General features: G+C 30.1%; 24 protein-coding genes. 18 read left to right on the forward strand and 6 right to left on the reverse strand.

The features are described from left to right. Nucleotides 1-4 precede the first annotated feature (4 nt). The 4 genes from L1S46_RS12740 to L1S46_RS12755 all read left to right on the forward strand — a co-directional run bounded on the left by L1S46_RS12740 (nucleotide 5) and on the right by L1S46_RS12755 (nucleotide 2,945). A complete protein-coding gene (locus L1S46_RS12740; RefSeq protein WP_238900181.1) occupies nucleotides 5-613 on the forward strand; it encodes a molybdenum cofactor guanylyltransferase in 609 nt (202 codons plus the stop codon). A 460-nt stretch (nucleotides 614-1,073) separates the two neighbouring features. Continuing rightward, the gene (gene moaA / locus L1S46_RS12745; protein ID WP_238900182.1) at nucleotides 1,074-2,030 is read left to right on the forward strand and encodes a GTP 3',8-cyclase MoaA; all 957 of its coding nucleotides are present in this window, start codon (nucleotides 1,074-1,076) and stop codon (nucleotides 2,028-2,030) included. 4 nt (nucleotides 2,031-2,034) lie between these two features. After that, nucleotides 2,035-2,505 carry a cyclic pyranopterin monophosphate synthase MoaC gene (gene moaC, locus L1S46_RS12750; RefSeq protein ID WP_238900183.1) on the forward strand — a complete coding sequence of 157 codons (471 nt, stop codon included), beginning with the start codon at nucleotides 2,035-2,037 and terminating at the stop codon, nucleotides 2,503-2,505. A gap of 8 nt (nucleotides 2,506-2,513) precedes the next feature. Then, nucleotides 2,514-2,945 carry an MOSC domain-containing protein gene (locus L1S46_RS12755; protein WP_238900184.1) on the forward strand — a complete coding sequence of 144 codons (432 nt, stop codon included), beginning with the start codon at nucleotides 2,514-2,516 and terminating at the stop codon, nucleotides 2,943-2,945. 213 nt (nucleotides 2,946-3,158) lie between these two features. Here the strand turns inward: L1S46_RS12755 and L1S46_RS12760 are convergent, their stop codons facing one another. The 4 genes from L1S46_RS12760 to L1S46_RS12775 are packed head-to-tail and all read right to left on the reverse strand — an operon-like array spanning nucleotide 3,159 to nucleotide 5,459. Then, nucleotides 3,159-3,662, reverse strand: a complete 504-nt coding sequence (locus L1S46_RS12760) for a hypothetical protein (RefSeq protein ID WP_238900185.1) — start codon at nucleotides 3,660-3,662, stop codon at nucleotides 3,159-3,161. Nucleotides 3,663-3,666: 4 nt separating this feature from the next. Then, nucleotides 3,667-3,972, reverse strand: a complete 306-nt coding sequence (locus tag L1S46_RS12765) for a hypothetical protein (protein WP_238900186.1) — start codon at nucleotides 3,970-3,972, stop codon at nucleotides 3,667-3,669. Beyond that, nucleotides 3,953-4,489 carry an RNA polymerase sigma factor gene (locus L1S46_RS12770; protein ID WP_238900187.1) on the reverse strand — a complete coding sequence of 179 codons (537 nt, stop codon included), beginning with the start codon at nucleotides 4,487-4,489 and terminating at the stop codon, nucleotides 3,953-3,955. Before L1S46_RS12770 ends, L1S46_RS12765 begins: the two co-directional genes overlap by 20 nt. Before the next feature lie 4 nt (nucleotides 4,490-4,493). Beyond that, complete coding sequence (locus tag L1S46_RS12775; RefSeq protein WP_238900188.1) at nucleotides 4,494-5,459, reverse strand: hypothetical protein; 966 nt, start codon at nucleotides 5,457-5,459, stop codon at nucleotides 4,494-4,496. 641 nt (nucleotides 5,460-6,100) lie between these two features. On the opposite strand from L1S46_RS12775, the gene L1S46_RS12780 reads away from it, so the two are divergent. The 3 genes from L1S46_RS12780 (at nucleotide 6,101) to L1S46_RS12790 (ending at nucleotide 8,911) form a co-directional block, all read left to right on the forward strand. Continuing rightward, on the forward strand, nucleotides 6,101-7,381 hold the full coding sequence (locus tag L1S46_RS12780) for a histidine kinase (RefSeq protein WP_238900189.1): 1,281 nt from the start codon (nucleotides 6,101-6,103) through the stop codon (nucleotides 7,379-7,381). Then, a complete protein-coding gene (locus L1S46_RS12785; protein WP_238900190.1) occupies nucleotides 7,374-8,036 on the forward strand; it encodes a response regulator transcription factor in 663 nt (220 codons plus the stop codon). The genes L1S46_RS12780 and L1S46_RS12785 overlap by 8 nt, the downstream gene beginning before the upstream one ends. Nucleotides 8,037-8,143: 107 nt before the next feature. Continuing rightward, on the forward strand, nucleotides 8,144-8,911 hold the full coding sequence (locus tag L1S46_RS12790) for a hypothetical protein (protein WP_238900191.1): 768 nt from the start codon (nucleotides 8,144-8,146) through the stop codon (nucleotides 8,909-8,911). A gap of 147 nt (nucleotides 8,912-9,058) precedes the next feature. Here the strand turns inward: L1S46_RS12790 and L1S46_RS12795 are convergent, their stop codons facing one another. Further along, nucleotides 9,059-9,877, reverse strand: a complete 819-nt coding sequence (locus L1S46_RS12795) for a helix-turn-helix domain-containing protein (RefSeq protein ID WP_238900192.1) — start codon at nucleotides 9,875-9,877, stop codon at nucleotides 9,059-9,061. A gap of 99 nt (nucleotides 9,878-9,976) precedes the next feature. On the opposite strand from L1S46_RS12795, the gene L1S46_RS12800 reads away from it, so the two are divergent. From L1S46_RS12800 to L1S46_RS12845, 10 genes are all read left to right on the forward strand, one after another. Continuing rightward, entirely contained in the window at nucleotides 9,977-12,085 is a 2,109-nt protein-coding gene (locus L1S46_RS12800) for an FAD-dependent oxidoreductase (protein ID WP_238900193.1), read from the forward strand. A 13-nt stretch (nucleotides 12,086-12,098) separates the two neighbouring features. Further along, on the forward strand, nucleotides 12,099-13,343 hold the full coding sequence (locus tag L1S46_RS12805; RefSeq protein ID WP_238900194.1) for an NADH-ubiquinone oxidoreductase-F iron-sulfur binding region domain-containing protein: 1,245 nt from the start codon (nucleotides 12,099-12,101) through the stop codon (nucleotides 13,341-13,343). Nucleotides 13,344-13,402: 59 nt separating this feature from the next. Further along, a complete protein-coding gene (locus tag L1S46_RS12810) occupies nucleotides 13,403-14,860 on the forward strand; it encodes an FAD-dependent oxidoreductase (RefSeq protein WP_017212019.1) in 1,458 nt (485 codons plus the stop codon). 447 nt (nucleotides 14,861-15,307) lie between these two features. Further along, nucleotides 15,308-16,681 carry a sucrose-6-phosphate hydrolase gene (locus L1S46_RS12815; protein WP_238900195.1) on the forward strand — a complete coding sequence of 458 codons (1,374 nt, stop codon included), beginning with the start codon at nucleotides 15,308-15,310 and terminating at the stop codon, nucleotides 16,679-16,681. Next, nucleotides 16,674-18,068, forward strand: a complete 1,395-nt coding sequence (locus L1S46_RS12820) for a sucrose-specific PTS transporter subunit IIBC (protein ID WP_077856280.1) — start codon at nucleotides 16,674-16,676, stop codon at nucleotides 18,066-18,068. Before L1S46_RS12815 ends, L1S46_RS12820 begins: the two co-directional genes overlap by 8 nt. A gap of 12 nt (nucleotides 18,069-18,080) precedes the next feature. Next, a complete protein-coding gene (locus L1S46_RS12825; protein WP_238900196.1) occupies nucleotides 18,081-20,228 on the forward strand; it encodes a glycoside hydrolase family 3 N-terminal domain-containing protein in 2,148 nt (715 codons plus the stop codon). Between the two features lie 220 nt (nucleotides 20,229-20,448). Beyond that, the gene (locus L1S46_RS12830; protein ID WP_238900197.1) at nucleotides 20,449-21,255 is read left to right on the forward strand and encodes a helix-turn-helix domain-containing protein; all 807 of its coding nucleotides are present in this window, start codon (nucleotides 20,449-20,451) and stop codon (nucleotides 21,253-21,255) included. A 63-nt stretch (nucleotides 21,256-21,318) separates the two neighbouring features. After that, the gene (locus L1S46_RS12835; protein ID WP_238900198.1) at nucleotides 21,319-21,927 is read left to right on the forward strand and encodes a PRD domain-containing protein; all 609 of its coding nucleotides are present in this window, start codon (nucleotides 21,319-21,321) and stop codon (nucleotides 21,925-21,927) included. Continuing rightward, nucleotides 21,917-22,774, forward strand: a complete 858-nt coding sequence (locus L1S46_RS12840; protein ID WP_238900199.1) for a Cof-type HAD-IIB family hydrolase — start codon at nucleotides 21,917-21,919, stop codon at nucleotides 22,772-22,774. The genes L1S46_RS12835 and L1S46_RS12840 overlap by 11 nt, the downstream gene beginning before the upstream one ends. Nucleotides 22,775-22,883: 109 nt before the next feature. Further along, nucleotides 22,884-23,357 carry a PTS glucose transporter subunit IIA gene (locus L1S46_RS12845; RefSeq protein WP_238900200.1) on the forward strand — a complete coding sequence of 158 codons (474 nt, stop codon included), beginning with the start codon at nucleotides 22,884-22,886 and terminating at the stop codon, nucleotides 23,355-23,357. Nucleotides 23,358-23,509: 152 nt separating this feature from the next. Here L1S46_RS12845 and L1S46_RS12850 read toward each other — a convergent pair whose 3' ends face one another. Next, nucleotides 23,510-23,914 carry an FMN-binding protein gene (locus L1S46_RS12850; RefSeq protein WP_238900201.1) on the reverse strand — a complete coding sequence of 135 codons (405 nt, stop codon included), beginning with the start codon at nucleotides 23,912-23,914 and terminating at the stop codon, nucleotides 23,510-23,512. Between the two features lie 414 nt (nucleotides 23,915-24,328). Here L1S46_RS12850 and L1S46_RS12855 point away from each other — a divergent pair, with 414 nt between their 5' ends. After that, nucleotides 24,329-25,261: an AraC family transcriptional regulator gene (locus L1S46_RS12855; protein ID WP_238900202.1), complete on the forward strand. Its 933-nt coding sequence runs from the start codon at nucleotides 24,329-24,331 to the stop codon at nucleotides 25,259-25,261. Nucleotide 25,262: the final 1 nt, after the last annotated feature.

Consider the following 25,262-nt stretch of genomic DNA (forward strand, 5'->3'; position numbering starts at 1 on the left):
GTGTATGAATGTAGATGTTTTTAAAACAGCAGTAATACTTGCAGGTGGAAAAAGTTCACGAATGGGCTTTGATAAGCAGTTTTTGAGAATTAATGAAGTAAGAATTATGGAAAAGTTAATTCATGAACTAAGTAAAGAATTTGAAGACATAATTATTGTCACAAATAAGCCAGAAGAGTATAAAACAGCAGAAAACGGAATAAGAATAATTAGCGATGAAATAAAAGAAATTGGTCCTCTATCTGGAATTTATGGTGGGCTTAAAGAAAGTAAGAGCAAATATGTATATTTTATAGCTTGTGATATGCCTAATGTAAACTTAAAGTATATTAAGTATATTAAGAAAGTGCTTACAAATAGTAAAGCAAATGCTTGTGTTGCTAAAAGAGAGGGTAAACTTGAGCCGTTTAATGCTTTTTATTCTGTAGATATACTGCCTGAAATTGAAAAACTTATAACACTTAATAGAAGATCTATAGCGGGATTAATTGATATTATAGAGCCTATTTTTATTGAAGAAAATGTTTTGAAAAAATATGATTATTCTTTTGATATGTTTATGAATCTTAACTCAAAAGAGGATTTAGAAATATATATAGATAAACAACTTTGACTCTAGAATTGTGTAATAACTAACAGAAATCAAATACATTTTTATTCCACAGGACTATGAAAATTGCGCTGAAAGCACTAAATGAAAGCATGCACCTACATTAGCATGCTCCCGCTTTCAGCGTGACAAGCTAATATGGAACAAGCTTCCATTAAGTACTTTTTGCAGCTAATTTTCAAATGCCTGTTTCACAAAAATGTATCTGATTTCTAGAAAAGACATTGATTCTAGATTCAACAAATATATGTTTATCAGTTAAGCCTAAGAGGATGCTTGTTTATCTAGATAATAAAAATAAGAAGTAAGCACATGGAAATAAATAACGAGTCTCAAATATCCTTGCAAGCGGACTTGTTATTCATTTGATTGTGCCGGATAGTAAGAAATAATGGAACTGAAAGAAAATAGACAAGAATCTGACTGGATTATTTTTTGAGGTTCCATAAGCTGGAGGAAAATTATGTTTGATTCGTATGGCAGAAAGATAAATTACTTGAGAATATCAGTCACAGATTTATGTAATTTAAGATGCAAATATTGCATGCCTGAAAAAGGAATAGATAAGATGTGGCATAAAGAGATTCTAACTTTAGAAGAAATAGAAGCCATTACTGAAAGCTTTGTTGAATTAGGTGTAGATAAAGTTAGGATAACTGGAGGGGAGCCTTTAGTAAGAAAAAATATTTTAAAGCTAATTGATGGTATAGGTAAAATAGGCGGAGTTAAGGATTTAGCTATGACTACTAATGGAATTCTCTTAAAGGATTATGCTAAAGATTTAAAAAATGCAGGTCTTAATAGACTTAATATAAGTTTAGATACTTTAAATGAAGAAAAATATTCACAGATAACTAAGGTAGGCAAGATAAGGGATGTTCTTCAAGGTATTGAAGCAGCTAAAAAGAGTGGACTTGCTCCAATTAAATTAAATGTAGTTTTAATAAAAGACTTTAATGAAAATGAAATAGAAGACTTTATAAATTTAACAAGATATGAAGATATAGAAATAAGATTTATAGAACTTATGCCAATAGGTACTTTAAAGCATTGGTCCTCTAATAAATATGTTTCTAATGATATAGTTTTAGAAAAGATGCCAGAATTAATAGAAATAGAATCAGCAGATATTTCTTCTCCAGCAAGATATTATAAACTTCAAAACGCAAAGGGGAAGGTCGGGCTTATTAATCCTATATCATGTAAGTTTTGCGGAAATTGTAATAGAATAAGATTAACAGCAGATGGAAAACTAAAGTCATGTCTTCACTCAAACTCTGAGGTGGATTTAAAGAAATTGATTAGAGAAGGTAAAGATATTAAGGCAGTAATTACTGATACTATTAAAAGCAAACCAAAAGAACATGAATTGGAGAACGGAAATTATATTAATAGAGAAATGACAGCAATTGGAGGTTGATTTTATGGAATTTACTCATTTTAATGAAAAAGGAAGAGCTCATATGGTAAATGTGAGTGAAAAGGATGAGACAAAGAGAGTTGCTATTGCAAGAGGATCAATTAAAATGAAAAAGGAAACTGTAGATTTGATAAAAGATGGTCTTATTAAAAAAGGTGATGTTTTATCAGTTGCCCAAATTGGCGGAATAATGGGCGTAAAAAAAACCTCAGATTTAATCCCTATGTGCCATAATATTTTTATAACAGGGTCTGATATAAATTTTAATATAGGTGAGGAAGAAATAGAAATTGAAGCAACAGTTTCAACAGTTGGGAAAACAGGTGTTGAAATGGAAGCATTAACTGCTGTAACAACTGCAGCTCTTACTATATATGATATGTGCAAAGCTGTTGATAGGGATATGGTAATAGAAAATGTTCGATTAATAAAGAAAACCGGTGGAAAAAGCGGAGAATACATAAGGGAGATTTAGATAAAATTATGGCTAAAGTATTATCAATAAATATTAGTGAAAAAAAAGGTGTTATAAAAACACCTATAAAGGAAGGAATTTTTATAGAAGAGCATGGTTTAAAAGATGATGCTCATGCTGGAAAATGGCATAGACAGGTAAGTTTATTATCCCAAGAAAGCATAGATAAAATGATTAAAATGGGAGTAGATGGCTTAGAAGCTGGAAAATTTGCAGAAAATATAACAACTGAAGGTATTGTTCTTTATGAATTGCCTGTTGGGACAAGATTAAAAATAGGAGAAACAATTCAGGAAGTGACACAGATAGGAAAGGAATGCCATAAAGGTTGTGCTATAAAAAATCAAGTTGGTACGTGTATTATGCCAACAGAAGGAATCTTCACAAGAATAATACAAGGCGGAGTGATTAGATCAGGAGATTCTATAGAAATTTTATAGTGGTTAGATATCAGATAAAGACAAAGGAATTTATGCAAGAATATTTAGAAAAGCTAAAGCAAATTCATTTGCCTAAGGAGATAGTTATTTTGAATTTTGCGGACAAGGGGGGAATATCCCTTGTATCCACCTTAAAACCCATTACCATTTGTAAGGGACTTGAATAGCATCTTACAGATGGTAGTGGGTTTTCATGAGGAAGGTATTCAATTTTTAGTCTCTTTTCTTAAATAAAGTAAAAATACCTATGACAATTAATATTATAGGAATAAAATATTGCGAAGCATAAGATCGGATATATTTATAAATATCGCTATCTATAAAAACTTGATTTAAGATAGATAAGATTCCAAGAATAATTAAAAAAGAACCTAATATTACCCAACCTTGTCTGTTAATTCTTTCGTTCCATGTAGGAGTTACGCTATAGGAATTTTCTGTGTTAACGTAATTCTTAAAAATAAATTCAGAATCAGGTACATATTCTCCGCGCTTTATTTTATTTGAAACAGCAAATGTATCGAAGAAAGTATAAAACCATATGCAAATTTTAATTAAATGAGATAAGAAACCAAGTCCTATAAAAGATAAAATAGGTCCAATAAGCATATATAAGAATAAAACTTGGACACCCTTTTTGATTAGTCCATGATACATATATCCAACGCCGGGGATGCAAGCAGTTATAAAAGTAAGAAAACTATTTCTATTGTCCATATTTTCACTCTCCTAATTGTTTTATAAAATTAATAATAGAATGTTGATTAATTTCAGTAACTATAGCTTTGTCAAAAAAATGTGATTGAAAGTTTGTAATGTGTACCTGAAGACTAGTAATACTAAGAAATATACTAAATAAACCAGCAGCAATTAAAGCGTAGGAAGGGATTAGATTATTTCGCTTAGAACCAGGAAGCTGCTTTTTATGAAGTTTTTGCATTAGTTTTTTATTATAGTCATCAGATACAGTTATATTTTTAAAGGAATTAATAATTATAGTATCAAAATCATCTCTTTTGTTCTGCATAAAATGGAACCTCCGTTTCAATAATATTTTTCAATTTATTTTTAGCTCTATAAATTCTACCTTCAATTGTTTTTAAAGGTAAGTTTAATATATCTGCAATTTCTTTTTGAGTTAATCCAATATAATAATATAGTACAAGCGGGGTTTTCAAATTTAGTGGCAGAGATTGAATGCTTTGCCGTATAAAATTTTGCTCATCTATATCCTGAGTAGATTCCTTAGAAAAGATAAAGAGACCAGTTAAAAAATTCTTAATGCTTCTTTTTCTTGTATAATCTATACATTTTGAAGTTGTAATTTTGTATAAATAAGTAGAAAAGGAACTCTCTTCTCTAAATTTATCAATATTATTAAATACGCTTATAAAAACCTCTTGGGATAAATCTTCTGCCTCATAATAATCAGATGTGTAGGAATAGCATAAGGAGAGAATTCTTTTTTTATAAACGTCTACCATGTAAATAAAAGCACTTTCATCTTTGGTTTTCATTTTTTCAACGAATTCTTGCTCCTCCATTTTTTCACTCTCCACTATTTATTTTAATGGTTCCATTATTTAATTTAGCTTTAACTATGCCCTCACCAGTACCGATATTCTTAGAGATTCCAGAGTTGACTCTTTTTTCATCATTTATTTTACATGTACCACGATTTATATCTGTATTGATTGATAAGTTTTTGTCTTTTGAATCTAAAGAGATTGAACCATTATTCATAGAAACATCGATGTGTTTACATAAATTATTGGTTAAATCTATTTTACCATTTTCTAATTTTAGAGATGAATTAGGAATGTCGCCTTGTAAATCAAATTTTCCGTTAGATGCATTTATATTTAAAGCATCAAGTATTACATCACTATTACTATCTACATTAAGGTTAGACCCTTTTATAGAAACATCATATCCTTCAGGTATATAGATAGTCGCTTTAATTGAATCTATATTATCATCTACAATTTTTAGTGTATACCCATTTGAATCAGTTGTTGGATTCAACTCATAATCCTTTGAAGTGCTGTTTTGCTTTATATACAATTCAGTATCTATAGTTATTTTGTTGTCAGTCGCTTTTTCTATATTCAGCTTACCATTTAATGTCTCAAAGTTTAAATTACTACCAATAGGGTCTAAAGTGATTTTTTTATCAATGGGTTGTAAATTTTTACTTGTAAAGACATTATCAAAGAAATTTGTCTCTAAATTAAATAAAGAATTGTTTTGTTTTATATTATTAAAAATGTCCGTAGATATATTTGCAAAAAAGAAAACTATTATTATAAGAAAAACAAGACCATTTATTCGTATTCGTTCATTTTCTTTCTTGATTAAAGTGTAATACAAAATTTCTATACCTATTAAAATAATAATTATGGGCCAAAATTTTATGAGTTTTCTTCCCAAATCTGGATCATTAGAATTAATCATAATCCAAATGCCTAAAAGTATAAAACAGATAGCAGAAGTAGTTGTACCTATTTTTCGCATATAAAAATCCTCCATGAATTTTATTTTCATATATTTAGACGTAAGATGCATTTATAATCCCACGTTTAAAATAAAAAAAATTAAATATATATTTAAAAGCTAGCATTTATAAGGTTAAAAGCCATATGGGGAAAGAAGTTAAGGATAATAAAATAATAATCATTAGGAGAAGCTGTAGAATTATAAGAGTAGAGAAAAAGAAGATATATTATAGAATTTGCATAAGGTAAGTTATTAGCATGATCTAAATAACTCTTCTGTAATTTATGTTATACTAGTTATAATGAATATTTAGAAAATTATGGATTTATATTGTAAATAGGGCTGTTAATATCAACTTTAACACGATAGGAAAAAAATATCTTTAGAGTAATGAGCAAATTTCCAGAAATTATATATAAATCATTATAAGTTGGACTTATATTATAAAATATATCGCAACTAGAAATAAGAATTATGCCTTTGTGAAATGTTCACTTAAAAACTGGAACAACAGTATAATCCTTATTTCCGGGAGCTATATACATAAGTTCAGATATTAGTTGATAGCTCTATGCTTAGAAGAATTTTAAAAGATCTAAATGAAGATTTTAAGTTAAGAATATTTTTATTATATTTATATTATGGATAAGAGGTATAACATGAATCAATTTGATGAGCTATTGTGGAAAAATGAAATAGAAACCAATAAAACAGTATCAAAGGCGATGCGTATTGTTTTGTATTTTTGCTTTGCAGCAGGATTTTTAAATTTAATTCATGTATTTGATGCCGTGCAGAATGTTATGGTAAAAATGAATGCATTACTTATAATTCCTCTTTTGCTGCCAACAATTTTAGTAGATATATTTGAACTTAAGAAACCATGGATAAAGTATTTGATACTTACTTGTGCTGTGATTTCTACAGGAATATGTTATACATTATTAACATTTCAAACAGTTTTAATGTTTGTTATTCCAACAATATTAGCATCTATGTATTTTAGAAAGAAACAGCTTATAGTAGTAATTATAGAATCAGTATTTAATATATTAATAGCCCATTTACTTAGCTTTTATTTTTTGATGGAACCATGGGTTGAACCCTTTACTGGATTAAAAAATATAATGCTATATGGAGCTGTGCCAAGAATACTTCAATATTTATGCTGTGGAAGCTTGTTTTATATATTATGTAATCGTACTTCTGGACTCATGCTTAATTACCATAAGTTTATAAAAGATAAAGAGGTTTTTGAACTGGAAAAATCTATTGCTCTGCAGAAGATAAAATATGAGGAGCGGGAGAAGGTAAGCAGAGATATACATAATAGCGTTGGTCATACAATAATGGCGGCGATTATGAGTTTGGATGCGGCAGAAGCAGTCTACAATATGAATTCTAAAAAAGCAATGGAAAAAATAAAATTTGCTAATATGAGAATGCGTGAGAGTCTTGAAGCCATTAGAAAAGCAGTACGTGGGGTAAACATAAAAGAAAATGGACAAACCATAGAAGATGTGATGGAATTAATAAATGTAAATACTGATAAATTAAAAGAAGATTTTAATATTAAAATAAGAGCTAAAATCGATTATAGTGAACAGCAATTAAAAACGCAGATTATTAGTATCGAAAGAATTGACTTCTTAATAGGCGCATTGCAGGAACTAGTTACAAATAGTGTAAAGCATGGAAATGCAACGGCTATTATTGTTATTATAAATGTAGATAGAAATAATATAAATATAATAGTTCAGGACAATGGAACAGGTATAGAGAGTATGAGAAATTATGAGGAATTATTGGACTCTGGATTTGGAATTAGAAAAATCAGAAACTACTTAATTTCTATAGGTGGGATTTTAAAAATAGAAAATCAAGAAGGACTTCTGGTAATGATAAAAATTCCAACAAGAGCAGGTGATAAGAATGAATAAAATCAGAATATTGATAGTAGATGATGAAAAACTTCTTTTAGAAAGCCTTGAATTAATCTTATCTATGAATGAATCTTTTGCAATAACAGGATTAGCACATGATGGAAAAGAAGCATTAGATATCTTAGAGAAAGAAGAAGTAGATATAGCATTAGTAGACTTAAATATGGAAGGAATGTCGGGACAGGAATTGATATTAAAGGTAAAAGCAGCATATCCTAAAATGAAAATACTTGTTTTGACCACTTTTTATGATGAAGAAAACATTGTGAAGGCAGTGATACATGGGGCAGATGGATACTTATTAAAAGATGCAGGAACAAAAGTTATTGTCCAAGGAATTTTTAATGTTATGAATGGTCAAAGCATGCTTGATAGTAAAGTGATGACTGCATTAGCAAATATAATGTCAAAATGCTCAAATGAAAATACAGATAAAAACAAATATCATAACGTTGATTTATTAAAAAATTTAACTGAAAGAGAAATAGAGATTTGTCAGTTGCTTTCAGATGGATATACAAATTCTCAAATAGCAGAATTCTTATATATTTCTGAAGGTACAGTAAAAAATTATATAAGTACTATTTATGATAAAACGGAAATAAAGGATAGGACCATGTTAGCATTAAAGCTTGCGAAAATATTTTCTTAATAATTAAACATGACCAGAGTCATATGAAAATAATGACTCTGGTTACTTTTTTATGAGCGATATTTTAGTTATTCTATAGAAAATGAAGAAGAAATGAGGAAAAAGAAATGAAAAGAAATAAATCGGTTAAAGTATTTGGAATTATTTTTGTGATAGCTGCATTACTTATTTTTATTAATCTTATTCCAACTCTTAGATTAAAAACATCAAATATGCATGTTATTGAAGGGAAATGGGTGAATGTTTATTATGAAGATGAAGAGGCGGCAGCTAAGGATGTTTTTCAGTTAGCTAATGCAAGAGCTGGTGAATTAGCTAAAAAATTAGGATTTAGTGAGAAGCAAAATATTAATATTTATATTTATGACCATCAGTCTACAATGCAAATGAAAAAATATGGACTAATAGGGCCAATGTTAGGGTTAGACTGGTATATTGGTGACAATATAGGAACAAATGTTATATTGACATCACCTGCAAATCCAGGAAAGGTTCATGACTATGATAATAATAAACAAGCTGCTTTACATGAAATGGTTCATGCCTATGTAAGTATAATAAATCCACATATTAGATTATGGTTAACTGAAGGAATGGCTTTATATTTGTCCAATGCAGAACCTTTTTATAAAAAATATACCTACAATATGCATATTCCAACTTTTTCAGAAATTAAGACTAGCAATCCAGTCAAATTTTCAAAGATAGGAGGTTACACCTTTGCCAATACCTATATAAAGTATATAGATAAAAAATATGGATGGGAAAAATTAATGGAGATAATTAAAACAGAAGATTATGAAAAGGTATTTGGAAAATCTGATGAAGATATATACAATGAATGGGTGGATTATATTAAAAATTATTATCAATGAAATAGTTAAGAGGATGTAAATAGCTTGTATAAAATACAGTAAAGTTTATAAATAAGGCTTTACTGCATTTTCAAAGCTTTTCGGAACAAAAGTATGTTATTCATTTCGGCGAGTTATAAGGATAAGCTCAGGTCTTGGTTAGAATATTTACATATGATGCATTATTTGAAGTTCCATTAAATAGTCATACTTTGAGGAAACCGATAAATCTACCATCTTAGAAACTAAAAAAGCTGTATCATCAAGTTTCATATTTTTTATATCAGCATATTTAGTTATGTTGTTTATTGCGGACATAGCATTTTCTTCTGAATAAATAAAGCTTTGATTAATATAGCGACCTTCACGCAAATTTTTAAATTTTAGCTGAGGAATTTTTTTCTCAGAGAATACACCGAAACCTTTGACATTTAAATTTTTAGTCTTCATATATTCTGATAAGGAGAATAATAAACACATAGTATTATGTTCTGTAATATCTATATTAGTTATATTAGTTATATGTCTATTTACATATTTATCGATATCATAAATAGAGGTGTTGAGCTCAAGATAATAAAAGTTTCTGCTCATTAGATATTGTTCATATATTTCAATTTTTTTGGGAGATTTTTTCAATTCTTTTATATCAGATATCATACTATCTGTAAGCTGCTTTGAATATTCAATAGCGGCTATCTTTTTATCCAGCTGTTCTTTGTGAGACTCTAAAAATGTTAATAGTTTATCATAATCCTTATTCTCATCAAGTATATTTTTGATATCTTCTAATGGGATTAACAGAGTTTTATTTAAATATCGGATCACATCGATTATAAAAAGTTGATCATAACTAAAATATCTATACTTAGTGTCTGGTGAAATATAGCAAGGTTTTAGCAAATTTAAATGGTCATAATGACGCAATATCTTAGTTGATATATTCATATAGCGAGATACTTCTCCGATTGTATATAGATTTGTCATTTTTTTCACACTCCACTATTGACTTTACCATTATGGCAACGTTTATATTAATAGTATAAAGTAACTTTTGTACAAGAGTCAAGAAAATTGGAGGTTAACATGAGTAGTATCAAAGTCATAATAGATAATATAGAATTATGCGCTGATGAAAATAAAACAATTATGCAAGTAGCTGAAGAGGCTGATATTTATATTCCACATCTTTGCCATCATCCAGATCTTCATGATGTTGGAGGATGCAAATTATGTGTAATTGAAATATCAGGAAAAAATGATATACAAACAGCATGTACCACAAAAATTGAAGAAGGAATGATTGTTAAAACAAAATCAGAAAAACTTGATGAGATGAGAAGATTATCAATGGAACTGATGCTTGCTAACCATGTAGACGATTGTACTACATGTCCAAAGTATTTGAAATGCGAATTGCAATCATTAATTCAATATTTAGGTGTCAGTACTTCACGATTAAGAAGAACTCTTAATGCAGTTCCTGTTGAAACAGAGAATCCATTAATTATTAGAGATTTAAACCGATGTGTAGCATGTGGCAGATGTGTAAGAGCTTGCAATGATATCAGAGGTGTTGGAATTTTAGATTATGATAAAAATGAAGAAGATAGAATTTATGTTGGAGTTAAAAATGGATTATCATTATCAGATGCAAACTGCCGTTTTTGTGGGGCTTGTGTTGAAGTATGTCCAACAGGGGCTCTTCAAGATAAAAAAGGTGTATTCAAAGATGGAAATAGAGATGATGTATTAGTTCCATGTAAGCATGAATGTCCAGCAGGAATTAATGTGCCTAAATATGTTCGTTACATAAAAGATGGAAATTTTGATGAAGCAGCAGCAGTAATTCGCGAAAAAGCACCATTTCCAAAATCATTAGGTCTTGTATGTATGCGTTTTTGTGAATCTGCATGTAGAAGAAAAGATATAAATGGAGCTGTTTCAATACGTGAATTAAAAAGATTTGCAGCTGAAACTGATTCGTATAAGTGGAAAGATAAATCATTTAAAAAGGATAAAACAGACAAGAAAGCTGCAATTATTGGATCAGGACCAGCAGGGCTTACAACAGCTTACTATCTTGCAAAACTTGGACATGCAGTAGATGTATATGAAAAACTCCCAGTGGCAGGAGGAATGCTGTCAGCAGGTATTCCAGATTATAGACTTCCTAAAGAGGTTGTAGAATCTGAAATAGATGTAATTCGTGAAGCAGGAGTAAATATTATTACAAGCAGCAAGATAGAATCTTTAAAAGAATTAAAAGAGAGTTATGATGCAGTTGTAATTGCTATAGGAACAGATAAAGGTGTAAGGATTCCAATCCCTGGGTCTGATTTGAAAGATGTATATGTAAATATTGATTTTTTAAGAAGAGATTTGATAGATATAGACATTGAAATGAAGAAATCAGTTGTTGTTTTAGGTGGAGGAAACGTAGCATTCGATTGTGCAAGATCAGCAAAGAGATTAGGAGCTGAAAGTGTTGCAGTTGTTTGTTTAGAAGGAAAAGGAAACATGACTGCTAGCGATGAAGAAATCGAAGAAGCAATTGAAGAAGGAATTCAAATTTACAATAGCAGAACTTTTGTAAAAATTGAAGACAATAATGGGAATGCTTCTGGGATAGTATGTCAGGAAGTTGAAGATTTCCACTTTGATGAAAATAAGAAATTAATATTAAATATCAAAGAAAACTCAGAACATTTAATTAAAGGTGAAATGATAATTTTTGCAACAGGCCAAAGAGCAGACCTTGGAGCATTTGAAGAAATTGAGCTTAACGGAAGAGGTCTAGTAAATATTGACGATTGTCATAAAACTAATGAGGATGGAATTTTTGCTGTTGGAGATGCAGTGACAGGAACAGCATCTGTAATTCAGGCAATAGCAGGAGCAAGAAAAGCTGTATCAAGTATTGATAAATATTTAGGTGGAGATGGAGTTATAGATGAAGTCTTATCATCTGAACAGCCTTTAGATCCAATGATAGGAATGGAAGAAGATTTTGCTAAAAAGGAATGTAGTCATTATAAATGTGTTCCGGTTGATAAAAGAATAAATAATTTTAATTTAATGACAGTGGGATTTGATACAAAAACTGCACAATGTGAGGCTTCTAGATGTCTTCAATGTGATTTGCGTCCAAAACTTACAAAGGCAAAATTCTGGACTGAATATAAGGTGAAGTAAAGGTGGTGAAAAAATGCTAGCAGAAAATATAAAAATATCAGGACATGGAATAAAAGATACTAATCTCATAGATAGATGGCAGAGTAGAGCGTGGAAAGAATTAGCGTGTCTTTTTATTGAAGATAATAGTCAAAGTGAAAATATGAGATATTTATTAGAACAGCACATAAGTAAGGTTATTGATGGAATTAAAATATGCCAAAAGGAATTAGGAATAGAAAAAGTTAAAATTTATCTTAGTGAATGTTATAGTAATTTCAAAATGCAATTAGAATCATATGAAATAGAAGTAGTGCTAGTTGGGAATAAGAAAGCTTTTGAAAAAGATGTATTTAATGAAATAACATTAGTACATAATGCAGAAACAATGTATGCACTTAAGAATTCATTGGAAGAAAATTATATCCCTAAAAAGATTATTTCAATAACTGGAGATGTTAAAAACTCTGGAATCTATGAAATTCCATTTGGAACATCTTTAAGGAAAATTATAAGTGAATATGGTGGCGGAACTGAATCTGAAAAAGCAATAAAATTTGTGCAGGTAGGAGGAAATACAGGTGCTGTTTTCACAGAAGAAGAATTAGATACTCCATTCTTATATTCAAGTTTAATGGGAAATGGGACAATGTTAGAAGTATCAAAAATAGAAGTTTATAACGTAGATATGTGTGTTGTGAATTGGGTAACTCAAAAAATGCTAGATAATAGCAAAGAGACCTGCGGGAAATGTGTATATTGCAGGGAAGGGATTTACCAATTATACAAAATCATTAAGGATGCAACTGAAGGAAAAGGAAAAGAGAGTGACATTAGTTTAGCTATCCAGTTAAGTGAAACAATCAAAATTGGAACCTTATGCGATTTTGGAAGAACTGCTTCTAATCCATTACATACAGCTATTAATAAATTTAGAGATGAATTTGAAAAGCATATTGATAGAAAAATTTGTAGTACACTAAATTGTATAGCTTATGCTAATTATTTTATAGATCCAAAGGTTTGTAATGGGTGTGGCGATTGTATAGATTGTCCTGAAAGAGCAATCAAGGGTGGAAATAATTTGATTCATATAATTGATATGGATTTATGTAACAAATGCATGAAATGCGAAGAGAGATGCAGCGTAAAAGCAGTAAAAAGATATGGCTCAGTAAAGCCTAAATTACCATCAGAACCAATAGAAGTTGGAAGCTTTGATGAAGGTGCCTTAGGCGAAAAGAAAGGCCTTGGACTTGGAAGAAGACGAAGAAAATAGCTCATAATCAAAATTAATATATATTTTTAATCATTAATTAAATTTAGGAGGTAACAAATATGCGTGAAATGGAATCAGATGTAATTATCGTAGGTGGAGGAGCATCAGGACTTGCAGCAGCAATTGCAGCTGCAGAACAAGGAGCTGAAGTTATAGTATTTGAAAAAGCAAATACTACTGGTGGATGTGCTAATATGGCAATGGGTCTTTTAGGAGTAGAGACTAAAATGCAAAAGGAAAGACTTGTTGATTGCACAAGAGAGGGAGCATTTCAAAAATTCATGGATTATACTCACTGGCGCTCAGATGCAAGGCTTGTAAAAAATTATATTTATAAATCAGCAAGTACAATTGAGTGGCTAGAGGCTATGGGTGTAAAATTTGCGCTACCATCAAAATATTTCCCAGGTTCAGAAGCAACTTGGCATATTGTTCAGCCAAAGACAGGAGCACCTGGACTTAGAGCAGCTGCAACAATGATTAAAGCAATGACAGACAGAGCAGAAGAATTAGGTGTTAAAATCTGTTTAGAATCACCAATTCAAAGTTTAATAAAAGATGATGGTGAAGTTATAGGAGTAGTTGCAAAGGATAAAGATGGTGAAATTGAAGCATATGGTTCAGCTGTAATTATTGCTACAGGCGGATTTGGAGACAGTCCTGAATTTATTAATAAGTATACAAAATTTGAATGGGGAAAAGATTTATTTTCGTATAGAATTCCAGGACTTACAGGTGATGGAATCAGCATGGCATGGAATGCTGGAGCTGCAAGAGATAGAATGGATATGGAATTAGTTTTCTTTGCACCTAATACAGGTGGATATGCTCCAATTGAACTTCCATTTAGACAACCAAATCTTTTCGTAAATCTAGATGGTGAAAGATTCTATGATGAAGCGGTAGTTGAAAATCCAGTATTCTCAGTTAATGCTATCTGTAGACAAAAAAATAGAACAGCTTTCTCTATTATAGACGAAAGTATAATGAAAGAATATGAGAAAAATGGTTTAGACTTAATCAATGTTGTTACTTCTAATATAAGTATGGATGATTTCAAACAAGAAATGAATGATCTTATTAAAAATGGAAATGATGTTTTATTTATAGCAGATTCCATTGAAGAATTAGCGGAAAAGACAGGAATTGATAAAGAAGGTCTTGCAAAGACATTAAATGAATATAATGAATGCTGTAAATCAACTGATACATTATTTAATAAAAATCCAAAATACCTAAAACCATTAGTTGGTCCAAAATTCTATGCTTTAAAATTTGCTCCAAGTGCGTATGGAAGCTTAGGTGGAATTAAAATCAATTATAAGACAGAAGTAATTGACACAGAAGATAAAGTAATACCAGGATTATTTGCAGCAGGAACAGATGCAAACTCTATCTGTAATCCTGACTATGTATTTGTACTTCCAGGAAATACTCTAGGATTTGCAGTAAATTCAGGTAGAATAGCAGGAGAAAATGCAGTTCAATATATAAAAGAACACTTTACAGAAGAATAGAAAAGCTTAACTGCTTTTGTGGTGGATTTGAAATAGTATGATTTCTAGTTAAGATATTAGCTTAAAGTTCAAGCAACTTTGTAAATATGGTCATCTAATAAGTTAAATATTTAAATTGGATATCTATAAGCCCCATGAAAATCTAGAATTTAGATTTTCATGGGGCTTTCTTTTAAAAGATTTATAGAAATACTCTTATTGATAATATTGATTGATTCTGGAATGCCTAGTATTTCTTAAAGTCCAATTTAGTAGAGACTACATAAAAAGATCGTTGTACATAAGTAGTTAGTAAAAAGTATAAACTCTTAGATAAACATGATAAAAAAGTGAAAATATATGATATTTATTTTGCCACTTCTAGAGGTAAATAAGCGACTTTGTTTGCGAGATCTTATGTTATATAATACAGGTGTAAACGATAAGAGGAAGGAGGAAAGAGATTAGATGGATAAAGAAAATAGGATAAAACCTAAGCATCATGTTGCACCCAAAACAGGTTTTTTAAATGATCCAAATGGATTAGTACAATTCAAAGGAACATATCATGCTTTTTATCAATGGTTAGAAGAAGTTACACCACAAGGGGCAAAATGCTGGAGACATTGTGTTTCTAAAGATTTAGTTCACTGGGAAGACAAAGGGATAGCATTAAAACCAGATATGTGGTATGACAAAAATGGATGCTATTCTGGAAATGGAATTGTATTTAATGAAAAAATCTATCTGTTTTATACAGGAAATGTAAGAAAAGAAAATGGAGATAGAGAAACTTATCAATGTTTAGCAACTTCAGAAGATGGAATTACATTTCAAAAACATGGACCAGTTATCTATCTGCCAGAAGGATACACAGCACATTTTAGAGATCCAAAAGTTTGGAAAGATGAAGAAGAAAATATATGGTGGATGATAGTAGGAGCACAGACTAGTGAAAAGAAAGGAAATGTAGCACTTTTTTGGTCAGAAGATTTATATAATTGGAATTATAAAGGCAATTTGCTTCCAGACACGATGAACTGGGGATATATGTGCGAATGTCCAGATATGATTCGCCTTGGAGAAGAGTATATCTTAATTGTCAGCAGGCAAGAGAAGAAGATAGAAAATGGAATAGAAAAAGATAGCTGTCATGCAGTATGGATGAGTGGTGAATTTTCAAAAGAAAAAGGAACATTTACACCACATAAAGAAGGAATTAGAGTAGATGAAGGATTTGATTTTTATGCACCTCAATCTTTTATAGATGAAAATAAACGAACATTATATATGTCTTGGATGGGGGGCGGTGAATATGACTATCAAATGTCACAGTTATCTGTAAACGATGGATGGCTTCACAGCTTTACATATCCAAGAGAGTTCATATATAAAAATAATTGGTTATATCAGAAACCAATTAAAGAATTACAATCTTTAAGAAATGATAAAATTGAGAAACATATAGAAAATGAAGAAATAAGTCTAGAAGTTAGGGATTACTATAAAGAGGTTGAATTCATTTTAGATGATGAAAATGAATTTAATTGTACTATATTAGGAGCGCTTAAACTACATTACAATTCCAATGATAAGATATTAAATATTAAAAGACTTAATTGGCTTACAGGAGAGTTTGATGAAAAATACTTAAATGTTAACGAAAGTTTAAAAATGCTTAGGGTATTTATTGATAACTCATCAGTGGAAATATTTATAAACGAAGGGGAAAAAGTTATTTCTAGTAGAGTGTATTTTCAGGATAATGATATCCGAATAAATTCTAATGGAAAATTAAAACTAAATTTGTGGAATTACAAGGGGGAAAATATAAATGAGTGATAATTATGAAAAGATCGCTAAAGAAGTTATTGAAGCAGTAGGAGGCGCAGATAATATTATTTCGGCGGCTCATTGTGCTACAAGATTAAGACTTATTCTTAAAGATAGACAAAAAGTTGATGATAAAGTAGTTGAAGAGATTGATAAGGTAAAAGGATTTTTCTTTACTTCAGGACAATATCAAATTATTTTTGGTACAGGGACTGTAAATAAGGTATTTGAACAAGTAAGTAATCTTGGCATATCTGGGACATCAAAATCAGAACAAAGCCAAATGGTAGCAGAACAAGGTGACAATAAATTTAAAAGAGCAATTCGTATATTTTCTGATATATTTGTACCAATCATACCAGCAATGGTTGCTACAGGATTGTTTATGGGACTTAGAGGCGTTTTATTACAACAACAGATATTGGCGATTTTTGGATTAACACCAGAAAGCATTCCTAGTTCATTATTAACATTTACTCAAATATTAACAGATACAGCATTTGCATTTTTACCAGTTCTTATTTGCTGGTCATCATTTAAAAAGTTTGGGGGAACACCAATACTTGGTATTATGATAGGACTTATGCTTGTTAGCCCATCACTTCCTAATGGTTGGGCAGTAGCTCAAGGAACAGCTGAACCACTTGTGTTATTCGGTCTTAAGATGTCAGGATATCAGGCATCAGTATTACCAGCTTTCTTTGCAGGATTTATTGGAGCAAAATTTGAGATTTGGCTTAGAAAAAGAATATCAGATACATTTGATTTAATACTTACACCATTTTTGACATTACTTGTTACATTAATTTTTGGATTATTAATTATTGGGCCTATTGCTCATGAAATTGAGGTTTCTCTTGTATACGTTGTAACAATGTTATTTACATTACCTCTTGGATTAGGTGGATTAATTTGGGGAGGAATATCTCAATTAATAGTAGTTACAGGAATTCACCAAGCATTAAGTGTTGTTGAAATTCAGATGCTGGCACAAACAAACTGGAATCTTGTAAATCCTATAGGTTCTTGTGCAATAGCTGCACAGGCTGGAGCAGCATTTGCAGTAGGTATGAAAACAAAGTCTAAAAAAATCAAAGCTTTATCTTTTCCATCAGTAATATCAGCACTTTTAGGAATTACAGAACCAGCTATATTCGGTGTCAATTTAAGATTTGTAAAACCGTTTATAATGGGACTTGTTGGCGGAGGCGTAGGTGGATTTTTAGCTTCATTATTTAAACTTAAAGCCACTGGTATGGGGATATCTGCTTTACCAGGAATGCTTCTTTATTTAAATAATCAATTTCCATTATATATATTAGTAATAGCGATTTCTTTTGGAGTAGCCTTTGCGCTAACATTCATGTTTGGATATAAAGATAAAGAAGAGCAGTAAGAGAGGAAGCTTATGAAAAATGAAGAGATAAAAACTCTGTTATCTAAGATGACATTGGAAGAAAAAATAGGACAATTAACACAAATCAGAACAAGTTATTATTATAATTCTAATACTTCAGCAACAGGAACGGTTTCTAAGCTTAAATTTACAAAAGAGCAAAAATGGATGATAGGAACTGTTTTAGGTAAATTAGATGCAAAGATGATGTTTGAAATTCAAAAAGAGTATTTAGACAATAACCGTTTAGGAATTCCTCTACTTTTTATGCATGATATTATACACGGATTTAAGACTATATTTCCTATTCCGCTAGCACTTTCATGTTCATGGGATGAGGAATTAATAGAAAAAACTGCAAGAGTTGCAGCAAGAGAAGGCAGTTCTTCAGGATATCAAGCAACATTTTCGCCTATGGTAGATATAGTCAGGGATCCAAGATGGGGAAGAGTTATTGAAAGTTTTGGAGAAGATACTCTTCTTAATAGTATATTCGGAGTAGCCATGGTTCGAGGATATCAGAATGGTGATTTAAAAGATCCAGATACCTTAATTTCTTGTGTAAAACATTTTGCGGCATATGGAGCTGCAGAGGGAGGAAGAGATTATAATACAGTTGATATTTCAGAATGCAGATTGAGAAATGAATATTTCCCACCTTATTATGAAGCTATAAAAGCTGGAGCAAAATCAATAATGTCTTCCTTTAATGTATTAAATGGAATACCAGCTACTGCTAATACATGGCTCTTGCGCAAAATATTAAGAGAAGAATGGGGATATGAAGGTGTCGTGATCTCCGACTGGGGGGCAGTAAAGGAACTAATACCTCATGGCACAGCGGAAAATAGCATAGATGCAGCCAAATTATCATTAAAGGCTGGAATAGATATTGAAATGGCTACTACAGCATACTTTGAAGCTTTACCAGAACTATGCAAAGATAAGAGCATGGAAAAGCTATTAGATGATGCAGTGGAGAGAATTCTTTTACTTAAAAATGAGAGTGGATTATTTGAAGATCCATACAGAGGGATTTCTTATGAAAAAGAAAAGGAAACATTGTTATGTAGTGATTTCAGAAAGGTAGCAAGAGAAGCAGCCTCTAAATCTGCAGTGTTATTAAAAAATTCCGATGTATTGCCTTTGGAGCGTAGTAAAAATGTAATATTAATTGGACCATATGCAAGTAGCTCATCAATATTAGGCCCATGGTCTTTAGATGGAGACCTTAATGATGTAATTACAATTGAACAAGGATTAATAAATAAGAATATCAGGCTTGAAGGCGTAGAAACGACATCCTTTAATGAAATTTCGAAAGAAAAATCAGAGGAAATAATAGAAAAAGCTAAAAGAGCAGATGTTATTGTATTAGCATTAGGAGAAGAAGAAGAAAAGAGCGGAGAAGCAGGATGTGTTAGCAATATAACTCTTCCAGAAGCTCAAATAAGGCTTTTACGTTGTATGAAAAAGTTGAACAAGCCTTTGATAGTTCTTCTAATAAACGGTCGTCCACTAGATCTTACTAATGTAATAGAAGAAGTCGATGCAGTTTTAGAGTGCTGGTTCCCAGGAACAGAAGGTGGAAATGCAATTGCAGATATTCTATATGGTGATTATAATCCAAGTGGAAAGCTTACTATGAGCTTTCCAAGAGGAGTAGGTCAAATTCCAGTTTATTATAATAATTTAGCAACAGGGAGACCAAAAGAATTACTTAAGAACGAAAAAAGATATAAGTCCCAATATTTAGATGTCCCAAATGAGCCACTATTTCCGTTTGGATATGGGCTGGGATATTCGAAGTTTAAGTATGATAATTTAAATATAAGTAAAAAAGAACTAAGCAAAAAAGAGCGAATATCATGTAGTGTTAATGTTACTAACATCGGAAAGTATACTGGTATAGAAACAGTACAATTGTATATGAGAGATAAAGTTGCAGATATTTCAAGACCAGTTAAACAGCTAATTAAATACAAACAAATTATAATTAATCCTAATGAAACAAAAACTGTAGAGTTTACCATCGATGAAAAAGATCTTCGCTATTGGAATGGTGAAAATCAATATAAAAGTGATGAAGGAATGTTTGAATTTACATTAGGAAAGGATTCTTCAGAAGGAACTTCTTTTGAGATTAGATTAATTAATTAGAATTTAAGAATTTCCCTCATTATTTATGGTGAGGGAAATTCTTTAAAAAATATTTTTAATAACTGTTAAAATATATATCTATTTTTTCATGTGACCTATCTTTCGTATATAATATAGTAAAGAGTCTTGTACAACAAATATAGGGAGGAAAAAATGCATAAAACATATTATCTAATGTTGTAGCAAAAAAAGATGATTATATTATAAAAGTGGAGGATTTATGAAATCAAGACAAGTAATTATGCTTAGAGATTTATTACATAATGAATATGTGCGACCCAATGAATTTATGGAAAAGTTAGGTATCAGCTTAAGGACTGTCAGGATGGAAATACATGAGATAAATGATATATTAAGACATAAAGATATGAGGATAAACTCGTCTTCAGCAAGAGGTTATTTTATTCTTAAGGAAGAGAGAACTCAGTTTTATGAATTTTTAAATAATATGATTTTGAGTTTGAAGAAGGTAGAATTGCCAGAAACACCTGGAGAAAGATTTTTATTTACTTTTATATATTTGACATTTATAAAAGAGCCTATTTCAGTTCAGAATTTAGCAGATATTATGTATGTATCAAAAACTGTAATGATAAAAACTCTAAAGGAAATTGATGAATATCTACGAAATTTTAATGGACTTAATATTGAAAGAACAAAAAAAGGCATCTATTTTCGTGGCAAAGAAAGAAGTATAAGGCATATATTATCTGAAACATTAAATTACAAAACATTTGGATCTATTTTAATGTATAAAGTTTTGAAATTTCAGTTTGGAGAGTCATACAGCAAAATATATGAAATTTTGCAAAAGGAATTGCCTATTATTTTATATAGAAATAATTTGATTCTAATTGATAAATCGGTAGAAGGATTTTTGTTAGATTTATTTATAATGATATATCGTAACAAAGCTGGATTACTTTTGAAATCAGAAACTAATAGACAATATCCTCAAGTATTTGAAGATATTATAAATGAAATTGAGGAGCTTTTAATTCAAAATGATATTAGAATATCTGAGTGAGACAGAAACTTTTTAAAGGACTGCCTTTTAACTAAAAGAGTATTATATGATGAATGTGTTAAATTGGAGCCAAGAAAAGAAATCGTGGATTTAACAGAAGAATTTTTATCGATAGTAGATAAAAAATATAATTGCAGTTACTTAAAAAATCCAGAGTTAAAGAAAATGTTAAGCATACATATAGATAAAATGCTTTATCGTTCAGAACAAGGACATTTTGAGCACAATGCATCTATAAGAAATGCAAAGGAATTATATAAGCTTCAAACAGAAATGGTAGATATATTATATAAACTAGTTTTTGATAAGTATGGTTATAAGATTCAAGAAGAAGAATTGGGCTTTATCATACTTTATATGGGAGCTTTTGCCCAAACAAAAATAAAAGCAATAATAATAAGTGATATTGGACAAAGTGCAGCTTCGAGTATGGCAAAACAAATCAATAATTACTGTGGTGATAAAATCGAAATCATAGGAAGTTTCTCTTTGAATTATATAAGACAGTACTCCATAGATGTAGATGTGATTTTTACTCCAATACGATTATTTAATGTTACATTACCAAGTAAAACTAAGATTATTTATATTAACTATGTATTGCAGGAGGAAAATATTAAGAGAATACAAGAATTTTTAATAAACTATCATGGAGGTGTAAATGAAGATTAAACTTATAGCATTGGATTTAGATGGGACAGTATTAAACAGTTGTGGTTATATAAGTGACAAAATGCTTACTGCAATTAAAATGGCGATTGAAAAGGGAGTTCAGGTGGTTCTGGCAACTGGAAGAAGTGTTGGATTAATATGTGATGAAATAAAATCAATAGAGGAAATTACATATGCAATATCTTCAAATGGAGCGGCTGTAGTAAACTTAAGAAAAAATGAAATAGTTTTTTCTAATTTTATTACTATAGATATTTTAAAGAAAATAATTAAAATAATTAAGGATTATCCAATCTTTGTTGAGTTTTATTCTAACGGGAATGCTTATATAGATGAAGCGGTTTTTATAAATCCCGTTAAATATGGATTATCAGAAAAATGCTTAAATCTTATGTCAGACAGTCATAATTTAATAAAGAATATTTTTTCGGTAGTTGATGATAGATCAGAATGTGAATGGATAAAATGTGTAGAAAAAATAAATATTCCATTTTTAAAAGATGATATGAAAAATGAAGTATATAATAGTTTGTTATCTATAAATGATAAAGTTAAAATAACCTCATCTGTAGAGGATAATCTTGAGATTAACATTCATAGCGCAAATAAGGGGGCTGGTCTGGAGAAACTAACTGAATTGCTAGAAATAGATTTGAAGGAAATAGCTGCTATTGGAGATAATAATAATGATATAGAGATGCTTCAGATGGCGGGAATTGGCATTGCAATGGGAAATGCAAGTGAAGATATTAAAGCTAAAGCAGATTTCATTACACTAGACAATGATAAAAATGGAGCGGCAGAGGCAATATTGCGAATTTTAGATAAAAATTTGCAATTTAGTTAACTGATATATTGTATTTATGATTTTCTAAATGGTGCAAAAGTCTAGAGATAAGAATTAGCGGTGCAATAAATATAGAAAAAAGTAGTTTATAAAAGGAAGGCTGGAAAATATGTTTAATTTATTTAATAGGACAAAGTTCAAAATAGTGTCACCAACGGAGGGAAAACTAAAGTCAGTAACATCTGTAATAGACGAGATATTTGCTTCTAAAGCTTTAGGTGATGGTTTTGCAATTGAGCCTAAACAAGGTGTTGTGTATTCACCTATAGTTGGTGTAGTATCAATGATTTTTCCAACTTTGCATGCAATAGGTCTAAAAGCTAACAATGGAGCTGAAATTCTAATTCATGTTGGTATTGATACAGTCAAACTCAATGGTAAAGGATTCAAAACATTTGTTAGAGAAGGGCAAAAGATAAAAATAGGTGATAAGCTTTTGGAATTTGATATAGAAGAAATAAAAGATAAAGTTCCATCAACTGATGTAATAGTTATATTTACTAGTGGCGAAATATGTGAAATCATTAATAGCGATATACAGGTTAATGTAGGACAAGCTAACATAGTCAATATTGTTAAGTAAGGTAATAATAGATAAAAGTTCTGTGAAATAGAATGTTTATAACGTATATGGAACTAAATTATGCGTATTGGATTTTAAATATTATGCTTTGGGCTGTAGATAGATTTGTGTAAAAACAAAATCTATCTACAGCCTATTTTATTGATATATCTTTATTTCTGATTAGGCTTTAGTGTGTTTTCAATAGCCTTTAAAATTGTTTTACTGCTATTTGTTGCTCCTGAAACAGTATCTACTTGTAAACTTTGTGCTTTAACTACCATGCTTGGAATAACTTCTGCAGGCTTGCCTCTATCGGTTTTATGTTCTAGCAAATTTATATTTTCAATCTTGTGGTTTTTAACTGTAACTGAAACTTTTGCGCTAATTAAATTAACATCGTATGAACCAATATATTTTCCATCGGGAATCTTTGATAAATCTACGTTGTTAATTGTTAATTCCTTAATTGTTTTTTGATAATTTCTAACAGAGATTAGATATTTTCCTCCAACTATGATACTGGTGATAACAACAAGACAAACTACACCTAATAATATTTTTTTGACATTTAACATATAAAATACATCCTTTACTTTTTAATAGATTCTAATAAAAGGCTAATTCCATCTTCTGTTAAATTAATAATATTTTTTTGCAGTATAATAATATTTTATCATAAATTTCCAAACTATTGGGTTTGAGACTTTAAAGATAAATTATTGTTGCATTTTTTATTATGATTCAGAATAGCTAGAAATTAGGGAATTAGTTAAGTTCTTATACAGTTTATTAGCTTATGGATTGTCTATACATAATATGAAATATTTAATTTGTTTTCATGTGTCTTACATGGTTCAGTTATAATATGAGTAGTCTGAAAATGAAATAGAATTTGTACAAAAATGATAACAAATATATTTTGATATAAGTTATAATCAAGGTGTAAATATTTACAAAGTGGTTATAGTGTATCATGAAATGGGGGAAATATGAGTTCATATATTTTTGAAACAATTGAGCATGAAGAGAAATATCCAGCAAAGGTGTTTGTAACATCAATTGAACATTCTAGTTTTCATTGGCATTATGATTATGAATTAATTTTAGTTTTGAAAGGATCTTTAATAGTAAATGCAAGCCCCAAGATAACGGTTTTGGAAGCAGGGGATATTGTGTTATTAAATTCAAAAGCAGTACATGAATTACAACGTACTAAGGAAAATAATTTATGCTTATTTATTCAGATGAATGAAAATTTATTCAAAAATACAAAAGATGATAATAGATCGTATTATTTTTACTTAAACAGCAAGCTTAATGATAAAAAGCCTAAGAACGGATACGATGCATACGTTACTAATGCTGCCAAAATTGGACTTGAGAGTCAGAATGATGAAGTATTTAACACTTATCGGGTAAAATCTTTAGTTTATATGTTAATAGCGGATTTATTTGAATTCACATTATATGATATTCATCAAAAGGCTGTAGATTTGAAAGAAACAGAAAACACAGAATTGCTCATGCAGGTAATAAACTTTATCCAAAAAAACAGTACAAAAGATACAGTATTAGATGAACTATATAAATTTATAGGCTTGTGCGAGAAATCAGTTTATCGTTTCTTAAAGGCAAACATTGGATTATCACCTAAAGATTTAGTACTTAGCAGCAAAATAGAGGCTTCTAAATATATGCTTAAGTTTTCAAACAAGTCAATTAGTTTTATAGCAAATGATTGTGGCTTTTATTCTGAAAGTACTTTTTACAGAGCTTTTAAAAAAGAAATAGGTGTGACCCCTGCTGAATACCGGAAAAGTGGAGCAAGTTTAAATGCGGATCCTAATGTACAAGGCTATTTGCGTTTTGATTTTAAAGAATCTATCAATTTATTAGAAAAATATTGTAAAGGAGATATGTAAA

Source organism: Clostridium sp. YIM B02500, from assembly GCF_022324665.1.
GTDB classification, from domain to species: Bacteria; Bacillota; Clostridia; order Clostridiales; family Clostridiaceae; genus Clostridium; species Clostridium beijerinckii.